Here is a 13,349-nt window from a genome sequence, read left to right on the forward strand (position 1 = left end):
TTTATCGTTTTTGTGAAGGCGGAGCCTAGGACGAACGCGTCACGCCTGCAACGGGGGGACCGTTGAATTGTTTGTAATCTTACCCAAGACGAACGAAGGTATCATAGACATGGGTGACATCGGCGAAGGTTACGCGCGCCGCCCGACCGGCAAAGGGTTCCGGCGCGAACCAGGGCGCCGTAAAGCCGGCGGCTATGGGGTCGGCGATCTTGTCCGTGTTCCACCCGACCAGCAAACGGCCGCCCGGTTTTATGATGCGCGCCATGGCTTCCAGCGCCTGGACCTGCTGCGCATCCGAATCCACGCCATAGCCCAGCACGCCATTACAGATCACCGCGTCGAAACGCATGTCTGCGAACAGCTTATCGGCCAGGCAGATGTCACCCGTCCGATGACGGTTGTGGCGCCCCCACCGTTTCAGGCGCGGCTCGAGCTCGGTCGTCCATACCTCGGCGCCCTGACTTTCCATGATCTTATAGTAGCCTGACGTATAGCGGCGGCACCCCACCCACAGGATGCGGCCACCGTCCCGGCCAAAAGCGGGCAGATACACATCCCGCAGCAATCGGCGATCCGGCAGGGCCTGTATGTCTTCGCTGCGTTTTGCGCGGCCGTTCAAGGCAGATGCGATGCGCGAAATGACGGTGTCAATAAATTCTGTCGCGCCCATAATGCCCCCGGGATGCCGATTGGGCGATCCGCCGGCGCAGAGCCTATAATAGTGACGGGCATAGTCAAAGAAAATGACGGACGGCCGCGCTTACCAGCCGATGGAAATTTTATCGGTTCTTTATAATTCAGCCGCTTAGGCGCCATTATTTGTGTTTACGAATGATTCTCAATTGTCATTTTCCGGAAAGAAAGAGCCCGTCATGCGCGCTATCGCCCTCGCCTTTACCCTGGTTTCGGCCGCCGCCATCCCCGCCCTATCCTATCCGGCTCTGGCTCAGGACACCGCAAAACCTGCGCCAGTTGCTGCCTCGGATACACTCAGCGGAAAGCTCGCGGGGCCCGACGGCTCTGACCGAGGCACCATAACCATCAAACCCGCCCCCAACGGCATCATCCTGCGAGTGGAGGCCAAGGGCCTGACTCCGGGATGGCATGCCGTTCACTTTCACGAAAAAGGCTCTTGCAGCGACGACAAGTTCGCTTCGGCGGGCGGCCATGTTCACAGCGCCACGCCCGTGACTCACGGCCTACTTAACAAGGACGGCAACGACGCGGGCGATCTGACCAATATCTATGCCGGGGCGGACGGGGTGGCGACCGCCGAACTGTATTCCACCCTCGTTACGGCCAAAGGCGGTGATTCACGCCCCGCCTTGATGGACGCCGACGGATCATCCGTGGTCATCCATGCCCTGCCCGACGACTATACCACCCAGCCAATCGGCGGTGCTGGCGTTCGCGTTGCCTGCGCGGTGATCCAGTAAGGCAACCGATATGCAGTTAAACGCCAACACCACCGCCCTAGTGCTGATTGACCTGCAAAAGGGCATTATAGGCGGCGACCGGCGGCCTTATTCCGGGGAACAGGTCGTCACCGTCGCCAAGGGATTGGCGGACCGCTTTCGTCAGGCAGGTGCGACCGTTGTGCTGGTTCATGTCGGCTTCGCTGCCGATTGGGCCGACGCCCTGCGCCAGCCCGTGGATTCCCCTGCGCCGCGCCCGGATGGGGGCGCCCCAAAAGACTACAGCGATTTCGCGGATGGGCTGTATGCGGACGGCGACATCATCATCCATAAGCGCAATTGGGGCGCCTTTTACGGTACGCCGCTTGATCTGCACTTGCGGCGGCGGGGCATAGACACCGTGGTATTGGCGGGCATTGCCACCAATTATGGCGTGGAATCAACGGCGCGTGATGCCTGGGAGCGCGGCTACGAGCTGGTCATCGTCGAAGACGCTTGCACAACTGTATCGGAAGACGCTCAAACCCTGTCGTTCAAATATGTGTTCCCGCGCATAGCCCGGGTGACGACGTCTGCCAATCTTAAGCTGGGCTAGCTGGCGACGATTCAGATGACGATTCGGGCGGTACTTCGGTTGAATTTTCCAGAACAGCCTCTGGTGCCGGTGGCTTAAGCCACTGTATCAAACGGCGACGCATCATCTGACCGGCGGCGAACATAAGCAGGAGCACGCCGGCGAGCAGCCAAAACGATAGGGCGCGTATCAGCGTTTCGTCCGTATGGGCGAAGTAATAGGCGACCCCGTGGTGAAAATGCGGATTAACGAAGCCTGCACGCACGTCGGTAACGGTCGGTCGGACGGCGTACAGATGGTGGACAAATGTCGGTAAGGCAATGCCCGGAACAGCGGTGAATATCACGGCTGCGACCAGCCGCCATCGGGCGGCGGACCGTCGGGGTTTGTTTGGGCGGGGTTTGTTTGGGCGGCGGGCATCAGGCTTAAGAATGGGGGCTTTCATACAGCCAGCTTAAAAACATGCCCCCTAAAGACTCAATGCGGAAGTAAAAGCGGCAAGTCGAGCTGGCTACGGCCCGCCGGAACGGCCACAGGCGCGGGTATACGCGACTTGACCACGGCCTTAACCGGATAGGCCATGCGTTCCACTGCGCGTACCCGCCCCAGCATGGTGGCGCGCGGCTGCACCTGGGGCGCTACGGGCGTTTCGCCATTTACCGCCACATGGACCATGCCGCCACAGGTAGGGTCAGTGCAACGATACTTCCATTCCAGCAGGTCGATGAATTCGACGCCCAATCGGTGCGCCTCGACAAGGTTTTGCACGCTTTCGCCCCATTGGCGCTTGCAGCTTCGGCAGGTCATTTCGATCTTGGTGTCGCGCGGCAGATCTTTTACTTGCGGCGGGCAGGACCAGGCTTTCATATCCAGCATTTGGAACATCCTCATGAGATGTTCTTAATTTGTTCTCACTGTGGATAAAAGTCAAGAGCGGAACAAAAAGAAAACAAAAAAGGTGTCGTGCTATGCTGAGGCATAAAAAAACGGCCCCGTTTCCGGGGCCGTTTTCAAGATCGATTAGTCGGCCTTAACGCGCTTCTTGCGGAACGACGGGTTCAGTTCCTTCTTGCGCAGACGGATCGACTTCGGCGTCACTTCGACCAGTTCATCGTCTTCGATATAGGCGATGGCCTGCTCCAGCGTCGGCCGGCGCGGCGGCGTCAAACGAATGGCTTCGTCGGTGCCCGAGGCGCGGATGTTGGTCAATTGCTTGGTCTTCATCGGGTTGACATCGAGATCGTCGAGACGCGAATTCTCACCGATGATCATGCCCATATAGGTCTTTTCGTTGCCGCCCACAAACATGGTGCCGCGTTCTTCCAGCTTCCAAAGAGCGAAGGCGGAGGTTTCGCCGTCACCATTGGACACCAGCACGCCCTTGCGGTTCTGGTCGATGACGCCCTTGTAGCTTTCGTAGTGCGAGAACACGCGGTTCAGCACGCCGGAGCCACGGGTATCCGTCAGGAACTCGCCTTGATAACCGATCAGCGAACGTGACGGCGACTTCAGCGTGATACGCGTCTTGCCGGCGCCCGACGGGCCCATGTCCTTCAGCTCGGCCTTGCGGGCCGACAGCTTTTCGATGACCACACCGGTGAACTCTTCGTCGACGTCGATCATGACGTCTTCAATCGGCTCCATCTTTTCGCCGGTTTCCGGGTCGGTCTTGAAGACGACGCGCGGACGCGAAATTGCGACTTCGAAACCTTCGCGGCGCATGTTTTCGATCAGCACGCCCAGTTGCAGTTCGCCACGGCCGGCGACTTCGAAGGCATCCTTCTCATCGGTTTCGGTGACGCGGATCGCGACGTTCGATTCCGCTTCCTTCAGCAGGCGTTCGCGGATGATACGCGACTGCACCTTCGTGCCTTCACGGCCGGCCAGCGGACTGTCATTGACCGAAACGGTCATGGAGATGGTCGGCGGATCGATCGGTTGCGCCGGCAAGGCCTCAACCAGCGACATGTCGCACAGCGTATCGGCAACCGTCGCCTTGGACAGGCCGGCGATCGCGCAGATGTCACCGGCTTCGGCGCCTTCGTCAACCGGCTGGCGCTTCAGGCCGCGGAAGGCAAGCACCTTGGTGATACGACCGCGCTCGATTTCCTTGCCGTCGCGGTCCAGGCCCTTGATGGCCAGGCCGGGGACAGCCTTGCCGGACTCGATGCGACCGGTCAGCAGGCGGCCAAGGAACGGATCGGATTCGATCAGGACGGCCAGCATCTGGAACGGCTTGTCCTTGTTGTCGACGACCTTCGGCGCCGGCACGTGATCGACGATGAGGTCGAACAGCGGCGCCAGGGTGTCGTTCGGCTGGTTCATGTCCAGCGTCGCCCAACCGTTCTTGCCCGATGCGTAGATGTGCGGGAAGTCCAGTTGTTCGTCCGTCGCGCCCATGGCGGCGAACAGGTCAAAGGCTTCGTTGTGGACGCGGTCGGGATCGGCGTGCGGACGGTCGACCTTGTTGATGCACAGGATCGGACGCAGGCCCAGCTTCAGCGCCTTGCCGAGCACGAACTTGGTTTGCGGCATGACGCCTTCTTCGGCATCGATCAGGATGACGCAGCCATCGACCATGCCGAGGATACGCTCGACCTCACCGCCGAAGTCGGCGTGGCCCGGCGTGTCGATGATGTTGATACGGGTTTCGCCGGCCTTGCCGTGCCAGAGCACGGAGGTACACTTGGCGAGAATGGTGATGCCGCGCTCGCGTTCCTGGTCGTTCGAATCCATGGCGCGCTCAACCGTCGCCTCGTTGGCGCGGAAGACGCCGGACTGGGCGAGCAGTTGGTCGACGAGAGTGGTCTTACCATGGTCGACGTGGGCGATAATGGCGATATTACGCAGGTTCATATAGGGCCTTTTAACACGGTGCAAAACGCGCAAAAGCCTCTCATTCTGGGCCGCGTTTCTGGTCCGAAAAGTGCGGTGCACTTCGATCAGAAGGCGCTTGGAGAGAGGCCGGGGAAGGGTTTGATAGTCTGGATTTGCGCGCTCTATAACCGAATCCCGCTCAAAAGGCCATAGCGGGCGGTGGATTATTTTTGCGTATGCGAAACACGCCGGCATTATGGCCGCAGGGCACTTATCACTAAAAATGCCTGCTCGGCCCCTCCAGGTCCTGAATCTACAGGTCCAGCAGACCCAGAATTGATCTTCAGTGTCCGCTTGGGGTGTGCACGGACGCCTGGCCGTTCGCGGGCGCCAAATCAAAGTATTATTGCACAATAACCTATTTAAAACATACATATTCGCAATTGAATTTGCACCTAATAAGTAAATTGCCATCAATTACACATTTACCTTGCAGCACTTTATCATTGATGGGATATTGTATTTATTCGAAATCAGACCCTGACTTGTCTGCTCGCCTTAACCGGCCTCTTCCAAGCATCGCTACTTTCGGACTCGGCGTGCAATTTTGCGCGACGTTACTGCACGAATGTGCGCAAGGAGGCCACCATGGCCAACGGTACAGTTAAATGGTTCAACGCCAGCAAGGGCTTCGGCTTTATTCAGCCGGATGAGGGCGGCGCTGATGTCTTCGTTCATGCCACCGCCCTCGAAAAGGCCGGAATGCGCGGCCTGAACGAAGGCGACAAGCTGTCCTTCCAGGTTGCCAATGAGCGCGGCCGCGACTCCGCGGTCGATCTCAAAACAATCTGATATCGAACAATATTGCGACAGACGCCCGGCGTTACGACGCCGGGCGTCTTCATGACTCTTCAAAAAGGAACCGAATGCCCCGTATAACCCTGCACGCCGCCTCACGCTGGGATGACCTGTGGCCGACCTACGGCGAACCGGACCTGGCGAATGCAAACGTGCCTGTGCGGTTTTCGATCGCGCCGCGCGGCGACAGCTGGGAAGTCTTCCGCAATATGCGGTTTTGGGGCATATTCCTGTCACGGACAGAGGCGCGCGACACGGTGCGCCGCGAAATGCATCAAATCTTCTCTGGCGGCGGCGCGGCTGAGGTAAGCCTCTCTTAGATTGCGGCGACGCAGTGAGTAAATCCCGCGTCGAGCAAATCCCGCATCGATGGGCGATAGCCGCTATCCCTACCCGACCCGCTGAGCCTTGGTAATGATCACGGGCTCGGCCAACATCTGACCGGCCCAGCCGCCTTCGCGGGTGTGCTTGTCGATGCGGCCCTTCCAGATTTCCTTGACCACATCCATGCCTTTGACGACATGACCAAAGGCGGCATAACCCAGCTTTTCCTTGTCCGATGCCTTGGGGCCTGCGTCGAGATAGGTATTGTCGCCGACCATGATGGTGAACTCATTGGTCGCCGTATTGGGGGCGAACCGCGACATGGAAATAACACCGTCCGTATGGCTAAGGCCGGTTTCCTTGGTCGATTCATGCTTGATCGGCGGATAGGTCAGACCCGATGCCCCGGCCTGGATGAAGCCGGTATTGCCGTCTTTCAGCGAGCGCCAGAAGGTGGCGCCATCGAATTTGTGCGTATCGACATAATGCAGGAAGTTAGCGACCGTAATCGGCGCCTTCTTTTGTTCGAGCAAGAGGACGATTTCCCCCTTTGTGGTTTGCAGGCTGACCGTCACCGTATCGGCCGGCGGTGGAGGCGGCGGGGGTGGAGGCGGTGCAACGACTTCGGTCTTTTTCGGCGCGGGCTTGGAACAGGCCGTCACCGCCAGCGGCAGGACCGTCAAGGCCAGACCGGCCGCCATAAAGGTGCGTTTGTTGTGTGAGGTATCGGACACGCCTGAACTCCTTGCATATGCCTGCGCGAAGTATCGAAATTTTGGTCCGCTTGGCAACCGGTTTCGCACATCATTTTCTTACGCCTGTCACGGCGTATCGCACACCGGACTTATCGGCCCTGTCCTAGATTGGCGGAAAGAGGAGAATCCTATGAACATGACCACCGCCCAAACCGCTGAACATGCCGAAACCGAGCAAAGGACGAACCAGCCCGATCCCTTTCCGCCCGAAGGCACGGACGAAAAAACGCTAAACACCAGTAACGGGGAAAAGCCGCTCTCCGACGCCGAAACGTTGAAGGCCACGCGCGCGGCGCTCGATACCGCACCCGCCGGACCGGCCGGAAACGCCGACGACGCTACGGCGGAGGACCTCATCGACGCGGGCGAAACCCCGCCAGACGCGCCGGACGAAGGTGCGCGCGACGACGCACAACCCAGCACGGGCAGTGCGGTGCCAAGCCCCCACGTCCCGGATACCCGCACCTTCGATCTCTGATTATTTCAGATACTTATCGAACCAGGCGACAATTCGTTTAGCCAGGTCGGCGCTATTTTCCGGTTTGCGAATAGAGTGCCCCTCGCCTTCGTATATCATGAGCGTGGTATCTACACCCTGCGCCTTCAGCCCGTGCCAGAACTCCAGCGATTGCGCCGCCGGGGTTTCGATGTCGCGTTCGCCGACATAGACAAAGGTCGGTGTCTTGGCGTTCTTGATGTAGCGGATCGGCGACAGCTTGTCGTATATGGCCGGATCATCATAGGCCGACGCCCCGAAGAAGGGGATCATCCACTGATCGATGCCGTTCTGACCGTAATAGCTGATCCAGTTGGCGATACCGGCGCCTGCCGCCCCGGCCTTGAAACGATTCGTCTGCGTAACGGTCCACATGGTCATGAAGCCACCATAGGATCCGCCCGTGACGCCGAGGCGCGCGTCATCGACCGGCGCGAGCTTTTCGACCGCGTCGATACCGGCCAGGATATCGCGCAGGTCGCCGCCGCCAAAATCCCGGCGATTGGATAGAACGAAGGCTTCGCCCTGGCCGTAGGACCCGCGCGGATTGGGCTGGAAGACCAGATACCCCGCCTTTAGCAAGTCATAAGCCGTGCCGGAACTGGAAAAGCGTGGCGTCACCGCCGCCGATGGACCACCATGGATGATGGTGATCATCGGGTGCTTTTTCGCTGGGTCCAGACCAGCGGGCGTGAGCAGCCAGCCCTGAACGTTGAAGCCATCATTGCGCCAGGTGACGTTTTGGGCGGTGAAGGGTACGCTGAGCGCATCGTTGTCGGTGGTGACGGCCTTCAGAGCGCCAGGTTTGCCGATATGGATGGCCGGGGCCTTCGTAAAGCTTTCAACAACGGCGGCAGCGGTCTTGCCCGCTGCATCAAAAGCAACGCGGCCGTCACCGGCCATGGTGCCAACCGCCGATACCGAGACCTGGCTGACTCCGCCCCTGACCGGGTCGATGCGGGCGATACCTGTTTCACCGCCCTGTGTCACCGTCGCCATGACACCGCCCCGCGTAACCGTCAGGCCGGTAAAGGTTGCAGGATAGTCCGGCGTCAGGTTGCGCGGCTCACCTCCGGTCAGGGGCACAGTATAGACATCCCCACCGATTGAACCGAAGTCGCTCATCAAGCCGCCGATATAGAGGACGCTGGCTCCATCCGGCGATACGCGTGGCATGTTGATCTGGGTCTTCGGCGCAGCAATGACACGCTCCGTGCCGGGGCCGAAATATTCCAGCTTTGCGGTCCACCAGTTGTTATCGCCATCCCCCTTGGCAGCGGTGGCGACAAAACCCTTGCCGTCCGGCGTCCAGTTATATTCGTAGACCCACGTGTCGTCTGGTGACACGAAGCTGAGCGTGCCGCCGGCGGCGGGCACGGTGGCGATGCGCTGCTCATCCGTCGCGGTGGCCGCGCCGATTTCGCCGACCCGGGCGGCACCGGCCTGTGTGGCGCCAACCTGCTTGCGGGCATTTTCCACCGCCAGAAGAGCGATGGTGCTGCCGTCCGGCGACCAACGCGGCTTGGCGGCCACGCCTTTTAGAGTGGTCACGATGCGGGGCTGACCGTCCTTAAGGACGTAGAGCGTTGCCGTACCCGCCTTGCCGTCCGCCGCGAGAAAAGCGATCTGGCTGCCGTCCGGCGACCAGGCCGGATCGCTATAGCGACAGGTGGTGCACGGGTCTGCTTCGCCCGTGACCTTACCCGCAGCATTGCGGAGCGTGAGGATACCATGCGGTGCGCTAGGCTTGCCTACCGGCATGCGAGAATCGATGGTGACAATTCGCGCACCGTCCGGCGACAAGGCCAGGCCATCATAACGGTGGAGGATCGGGTCGGTGGCCGGGACGGCCTGGGACAGGGCGACGGCGGCGAAAAAGGCGATCAGGCTCACGGCAAACTCATCAATAGGGAAAGATAGTTTCAAGTGATGACTTTCCCCTTCGCGTGTCAACGGCAAAAACGGATGACAAACCGGGACCGCCATCATAGATTACCGGACTGAGGGATTACGGGACTGGGGGGAACCATCATGAAACAGTACACCATCGCCGCGGCCGCACTTCTGCTTGCCGTTTCGCCATGCGCGCACGCCGACACGGTCTCTTCGCGGCTAAAGCCGCCGGCCACACAGGTCAGCGCATCGGAGCAGGCGCGTTTGCAAGTCCTGTTGCGCCAGGCGATAAACGAAGGGCAGTCCGAGGATACGATTGGCGCCAAGGGCGACCTCATGCGCATCATCGAAAGCCCGGCGTTCGGCAGCATGAAGCCGGACTTCCGTTACTGGACCTACTATATGCTGGCCGTGTGCGAGCGAGAGCTTAACAATCCGGCCCCGGCTTACGACGCCCTCATAAAGGCCGGCGAAATGGCGCCCGATCTGCGCGATTCCGACTATTGGTTCATGGTGGTCGGCCTGTCCTGGAGACAGGAGAAGGACGCCGAAATGGTCGATGCTGTCAGCCGCCTGATCGCCGACTATCCCAAGGCAGCGCTCAATCTCAGTTCGTCAGCGATATTCAGCGCCCTGCGCAAGGCGAAGGACCTGCCCGACGGCACGGCCAAACGCCTGGCCATACTCGAAGGCCTGCGAAAGATTGATTACAAGGCCGATAGCGGTCCAGGCACGGACGAAGGCCTATGGAGCAGTCTGTTCGAAGTCTATGTCGAAACCGGCAACGAGGCCGGCGCGAAGGATATCTTGGCCAGCCTGACCTATCCTGACTCGCTGATGCCGATCTATGTCGACAAGAGATACCAGCGCTTTGTCGACGTCAGCCAGGCCGCCGCCCGCTACAAGGCCGCTCAGGACAAGGAAATCGCGGATGCACGCACGCGCGTGGCCGCGCATCCGGCGGAACTGGAAAGTGTCCTGTCCCTGGCGTCAGCGCTGAAAAATACCGGACAGTGGAAAGAGGCCCTGGCTATTCTCGACGACGCCCTGGCGAAGATGGCCGCCGCCCCGAAGGACAAGCCGGCTTTCTCCGACACAGATGATCAACTCCAGTGGGTGATCATGTTGCGCAGTTTCCTGCTGAACTATCTGGGCCGGAGCGAAGATGCCCTGACGGCGCAAATCCAGGCGCGTGACGAAGGCATAAAGGCCGGCGACACCGTCAGCCAGTCGGTCAATCTCGGCGACCTCTATTATCAAAGAGGGCGCCCCAAGGAGGCGATTGCGGCTGTTGCCGGCATTACCAAGGGAGACGATGCCAGTCCTTACGGTCTGATGGCCGCCGAAGAGGTTCGGGTCTGCGCCTACCAGCAATTGGGCGATCAGGCAAATCTGGCGACGTCGCTCGGTTACATGCGCGATCACGCCAAGGACGGCTACGGTCCTCTGCGTTCGGCGCTTTTGTGCGTCGGGGACGCAGACGGCCTGGCGAAGCTGGTCATCGCGCAACTCGACGATCCCAAGACGCGAAACGGCGCGTTGATCGACCTGCAAACCTATCTGCCGGCGCCGAACCCGACCGCCCTGGAGGTAAAGTACCGTGCGCTTTTCAATACCGTACGCAGTCGGCCCGATGTCCAGGCCGCGGTCGATAAATATGGGCTCATCCTGAGCTGGCCGACCTATTCATCGGGTAATTAGGGCCTTTTATCGCTCAAGAGCTATACGCGGTCGAGCATCTCGCGGACCTTGGCGGCCAGCTGATCGATGCTGAACGGCTTGCCGATCAACTCGACGCCGGCATCGACCACACCGTTGTGTACAACCGCGTTGCGGGTGTAGCCGGTCGTGTAAAGCACCTTAAGGTCAGGCCGGATCAACCGGGCGGCATCGGACAGTTTTCGGCCATTGGCTTCCGGCATGACAATATCGGTGAACAGAAGCGCGATTTCCGGATGCAGGTTGATCAGCGCCAGCGCCGATGCCGCCCCTTCGGCTTCCAGTACGCGATAGCCCAACTCGGTCAGGGCATCGACGCTCAGTTGGCGTACAGCGGGCTCGTCATCGACCACCAATATTACCTCGCGGTTCTCCCCCATCAGCGCGGTGGCATTGGTGACGTCCTCCTCGGCTTCGACATCCTTGCCCAGGGTGCGCGGCAGGTAAATCTTTACGGTCGTCCCTTCCCCAGGCTCGGAATAGATTTTTACGTGACCGCCGGATTGCTTGACGAAGCCATAGACCTGACTCAGCCCCAGGCCCGTGCCCTTCCCCACCGCCTTGGTGGTGAAGAACGGATCGAAGGCCTTGGCCAGGACGTCCTGGGTCATCCCCTCCCCCGTGTCGGTAATGGCGATCAGCACATATTGCCCGGCCGGAACACCGATATGAGCGGCGACATAGCGGTCGTCGAGATGGGCATTCTGCGTCTCGATCGTCAGGCGCCCGCCGTCCGGCATGGCGTCACGTGCATTGACGCCGAGGTTCAGGATGACGTTCTCAAGCTGGTTCGGATCGGCATGGGTCTGCCACGGTCCGCCCGTCAGAACCGTTTCCAGGCGGATATCGGCCCCCAGTGAATGACGCAGCAGGTCGGACATGTTGGCGACCAGGGCATTGACGTTAATCGATTCCGGCCGCAGTGGCTGCTGGCGCGAGAAGGCCAATAACCGCTGAGTCAGGTTAGCGGCGCGCTTGGCCGCTTCCAAAGCGGCATCGACGAACCGTTTGGCGCGTGGATCGCCGTCGCCTATGCGCCGGCCCAGCAGGTCCATCGACCCCATGATGACGGCCAGCATGTTATTGAAGTCGTGGGCGATGCCCCCTGTCAACTGGCCCACCGCCTCCATCTTCTGCGCCTGCCGCAACTGCTCCTCGGTATGTTGCAGCGCTTCTGCCTGTCTTTTTTCGTGCGTGACGTCGCGACCATAGGCGTAGATACGGTCGCCTTCCGTCGTGGTTCGCCAGGAAATCCAGCGCGGCGAACCATCGGCGTGGGTGTAGCGGGTTTCATAATCGGTCAGGTCGCCGCGCATGATGGCCTGATCCAGGTTGGCCTGGCTGTGCGCGGCGTCTTCTGGCCAAATGAATTCGCTGAAGTGACGCCCGATGGCTTCTGATGGCTTGCGGCCCAGTATGGTTTCCCAGGCGGGCGATACATTCAAAAAGACGCCGTCCAAACCCACCACGATCTGTACATCGCGGGACTTACGGAAAATACGGTCGAGTTCGGCGCTCCGGTCAGCGACCTGACGTTCCAGGCTTTCGTTCAGTTCCCGCAGCCGGTCGTCGCGGTCCTGCAAGGCCTGTTCTGCCAAATGGCGTGGCGTAACGTCGGCGCCTTCGACAAAGATCGCGCTGACCGTGCCGTCGGCGTCGCGAATAGGCTGATAAACAAAATCAAGGAAGCGTTCCTCGACCGTGCCGTCCGGCTGGATCAGACTGACGGGCGCCGCATAGGCGGTGAAGGCCTCTCCGGTCTTGTACACCGTATGCAGCAGGTCGACGAACCCTTGCTCGACAACTTCGGGCAGAGCCATGGCAAGCGGCTTGCCGATGATGTCGCGGTTGCCCACCAGGCTGAGATATGGCGAATTGGCGTATTCGAACACATGATCCGGCCCGCGCAAGACCGTCATGAAGGTCGGCGCCTGTTCGAACAACCGCATGAGCGCTTCACGCTCGGACTTCAGATTTTTCTCGGTCGTTACCTTGCTGGTAGTCTCCACCACAGTATCCATGATGCCGACCACGGCACCGGTTTCATCGCGAACCGGTGAGTAACAGAAGGTGAAGTAGGCTTCCTCCGGCACGCCATAGCGCGCCACCGGTATCATGTGGTCTTCGATAAAGGTCGCCTCGCCGGCCCAGGCCTTGTCGATAATAGGCAGCATGTCCTGCCACACCTCGGCCCAGGTGACGCGATAGGGTTCGCCCAGCGAATCCGGTTTGTTGCCCGTCAACGGATGGTAGGCGTCGTTATAGATGGCTATCAGATCCGGCCCCCAGAACAGACATTTCGGGAAGGCCGACGACAGCATGAGATCGACGACGATGCGCAAAGAGGCCGGCCAGCGTTCAATGGGCCCCAGCGAGGTGGTGCCCCAATCGAACCGGCGCACCTTTTCCGCCATCATACCGTGGCTCGACGGAAACAGGTTGGATACTTCAGATGACATGCCACCCCTCAACCGGAAACGCGTGTTTATCCCGCGTTC

Annotated in this window: 13 protein-coding genes; 6 read left to right on the top strand and 7 right to left on the bottom strand. The window is 60.1% G+C overall.

Annotated elements, in window-relative coordinates:
- Window positions 1-79: 79 nt before the first annotated feature.
- On the bottom strand, window positions 80-670 hold the full coding sequence (locus AEAC466_RS40475) for a class I SAM-dependent methyltransferase (RefSeq protein ID WP_023459675.1): 591 nt from the start codon (window positions 668-670) through the stop codon (window positions 80-82).
- A 202-nt stretch (window positions 671-872) separates the two neighbouring features.
- Here AEAC466_RS40475 and sodC point away from each other — a divergent pair, with 202 nt between their 5' ends.
- Entirely contained in the window at window positions 873-1,436 is a 564-nt protein-coding gene (sodC, locus tag AEAC466_RS40480; protein WP_023459676.1) for a superoxide dismutase[Cu-Zn], read from the top strand.
- A 10-nt stretch (window positions 1,437-1,446) separates the two neighbouring features.
- Window positions 1,447-2,010 carry a hydrolase gene (locus AEAC466_RS40485; RefSeq protein WP_023459677.1) on the top strand — a complete coding sequence of 188 codons (564 nt, stop codon included), beginning with the start codon at window positions 1,447-1,449 and terminating at the stop codon, window positions 2,008-2,010.
- Here the strand turns inward: AEAC466_RS40485 and AEAC466_RS40490 are convergent.
- From AEAC466_RS40490 to typA, 3 genes are all read right to left on the bottom strand, one after another.
- Window positions 1,997-2,434, bottom strand: coding sequence for a hypothetical protein (locus AEAC466_RS40490; protein WP_023459678.1), 438 nt, complete (start codon window positions 2,432-2,434; stop codon window positions 1,997-1,999). The two genes, AEAC466_RS40485 and AEAC466_RS40490, sit on opposite strands and share 14 nt — an antisense overlap.
- A gap of 32 nt (window positions 2,435-2,466) precedes the next feature.
- Window positions 2,467-2,865, bottom strand: coding sequence for a hypothetical protein (locus tag AEAC466_RS40495; RefSeq protein WP_023459679.1), 399 nt, complete (start codon window positions 2,863-2,865; stop codon window positions 2,467-2,469).
- A gap of 144 nt (window positions 2,866-3,009) precedes the next feature.
- Window positions 3,010-4,845, bottom strand: coding sequence for a translational GTPase TypA (gene typA / locus AEAC466_RS40500; protein ID WP_023459680.1), 1,836 nt, complete (start codon window positions 4,843-4,845; stop codon window positions 3,010-3,012).
- A 609-nt stretch (window positions 4,846-5,454) separates the two neighbouring features.
- On the opposite strand from typA, the gene AEAC466_RS40505 reads away from it, so the two are divergent.
- The gene (locus AEAC466_RS40505; protein ID WP_023459681.1) at window positions 5,455-5,658 is read left to right on the top strand and encodes a cold-shock protein; all 204 of its coding nucleotides are present in this window, start codon (window positions 5,455-5,457) and stop codon (window positions 5,656-5,658) included.
- 74 nt (window positions 5,659-5,732) lie between these two features.
- Window positions 5,733-5,984 (top strand): hypothetical protein, encoded by a 252-nt coding sequence (locus AEAC466_RS40510; RefSeq protein WP_023459682.1) that lies wholly within the window; start codon window positions 5,733-5,735, stop codon window positions 5,982-5,984.
- Between the two features lie 69 nt (window positions 5,985-6,053).
- Here AEAC466_RS40510 and AEAC466_RS40515 read toward each other — a convergent pair whose 3' ends face one another.
- Complete coding sequence (locus tag AEAC466_RS40515) at window positions 6,054-6,722, bottom strand: peptidylprolyl isomerase (protein WP_235074341.1); 669 nt, start codon at window positions 6,720-6,722, stop codon at window positions 6,054-6,056.
- 151 nt (window positions 6,723-6,873) lie between these two features.
- On the opposite strand from AEAC466_RS40515, the gene AEAC466_RS40520 reads away from it, so the two are divergent.
- Window positions 6,874-7,221, top strand: a complete 348-nt coding sequence (locus AEAC466_RS40520) for a hypothetical protein (RefSeq protein ID WP_023459684.1) — start codon at window positions 6,874-6,876, stop codon at window positions 7,219-7,221.
- Here AEAC466_RS40520 and AEAC466_RS40525 read toward each other — a convergent pair whose 3' ends face one another.
- Window positions 7,222-9,132, bottom strand: coding sequence for a S9 family peptidase (locus AEAC466_RS40525; RefSeq protein WP_031239393.1), 1,911 nt, complete (start codon window positions 9,130-9,132; stop codon window positions 7,222-7,224).
- 138 nt (window positions 9,133-9,270) lie between these two features.
- On the opposite strand from AEAC466_RS40525, the gene AEAC466_RS40530 reads away from it, so the two are divergent.
- Window positions 9,271-10,833, top strand: coding sequence for a tetratricopeptide repeat protein (locus AEAC466_RS40530; RefSeq protein ID WP_023459686.1), 1,563 nt, complete (start codon window positions 9,271-9,273; stop codon window positions 10,831-10,833).
- Between the two features lie 20 nt (window positions 10,834-10,853).
- Here the strand turns inward: AEAC466_RS40530 and AEAC466_RS40535 are convergent, their stop codons facing one another.
- On the bottom strand, window positions 10,854-13,310 hold the full coding sequence (locus tag AEAC466_RS40535; RefSeq protein WP_023459687.1) for a hybrid sensor histidine kinase/response regulator: 2,457 nt from the start codon (window positions 13,308-13,310) through the stop codon (window positions 10,854-10,856).
- Window positions 13,311-13,349: the final 39 nt, after the last annotated feature.

The organism is Asticcacaulis sp. AC466 (assembly GCF_000495815.1).
Taxonomy (GTDB): Bacteria; Pseudomonadota; Alphaproteobacteria; order Caulobacterales; family Caulobacteraceae; genus Asticcacaulis.

Bases quoted from the DNA above. Each gene is read 5' to 3' on its own strand.
- AEAC466_RS40510 (WP_023459682.1), top strand. From the start codon at position 5,733: ATGCCCCGTATAACCCTGCACGCCGCCTCACGCTGGGATGACCTGTGG.
- AEAC466_RS40495 (WP_023459679.1), bottom strand. From the start codon at position 2,865: ATGCTGGATATGAAAGCCTGGTCCTGCCCGCCGCAAGTAAAAGATCTG.
- AEAC466_RS40520 (WP_023459684.1), top strand. From the start codon at position 6,874: ATGAACATGACCACCGCCCAAACCGCTGAACATGCCGAAACCGAGCAA.
- AEAC466_RS40485 (WP_023459677.1), top strand. From the start codon at position 1,447: ATGCAGTTAAACGCCAACACCACCGCCCTAGTGCTGATTGACCTGCAA.
- typA (WP_023459680.1), bottom strand. From the start codon at position 4,845: ATGAACCTGCGTAATATCGCCATTATCGCCCACGTCGACCATGGTAAG.
- AEAC466_RS40490 (WP_023459678.1), bottom strand. From the start codon at position 2,434: ATGAAAGCCCCCATTCTTAAGCCTGATGCCCGCCGCCCAAACAAACCC.
- AEAC466_RS40505 (WP_023459681.1), top strand. From the start codon at position 5,455: ATGGCCAACGGTACAGTTAAATGGTTCAACGCCAGCAAGGGCTTCGGC.
- sodC (WP_023459676.1), top strand. From the start codon at position 873: ATGCGCGCTATCGCCCTCGCCTTTACCCTGGTTTCGGCCGCCGCCATC.
- AEAC466_RS40530 (WP_023459686.1), top strand. From the start codon at position 9,271: ATGAAACAGTACACCATCGCCGCGGCCGCACTTCTGCTTGCCGTTTCG.
- AEAC466_RS40535 (WP_023459687.1), bottom strand. From the start codon at position 13,310: ATGTCATCTGAAGTATCCAACCTGTTTCCGTCGAGCCACGGTATGATG.
- AEAC466_RS40475 (WP_023459675.1), bottom strand. From the start codon at position 670: ATGGGCGCGACAGAATTTATTGACACCGTCATTTCGCGCATCGCATCT.